Source organism: Pontibaca salina (genome assembly GCF_016307205.1).
Classification (GTDB): Bacteria; Pseudomonadota; Alphaproteobacteria; order Rhodobacterales; family Rhodobacteraceae; genus Pontibaca; species Pontibaca salina.
Window position 1 is genome coordinate 1 of the sequence record NZ_JAEIJD010000038.1, and the last position, 333, is coordinate 333.

Annotated in this window: 1 pseudogene; it reads left to right on the forward strand. The window is 65.8% G+C overall.

The annotated features are described in order from the left end of the window. A pseudogene (locus JAO82_RS14185) lies at nt 1-333 on the forward strand (hypothetical protein); the annotation flags it as partial.

Sequence of the window (333 nt, forward strand, 5' to 3'; positions counted from 1 at the left end):
CGCACCCTTGCCAGCGCGCCGATCGAGGTGGTCGGGGCCGAGGTCGCGATCAGCGGCCCGGAAACTGTCACCACCGGTGCGGCCTTTGATGTCTCCTGGTCGAGCAGCATTCACAACAGGGATTACGTCACCATCGTCCCCGCCGGCACCAAGGAGGGCGATTATGGCGCCTATATTCGCGTCGGTGAGAAAACCGAGGGTCGCCTGACCGCCCCAGCGGAAACCGGCCTTTATGAGCTGCGCTATGTGCTTAACGAGGGGCGCCGCACCCTTGCCAGCGCGCCGATCGAGGTGGTCGGGGCCGAGGTCGGGATCAGCGGCCCGGAAACTGTC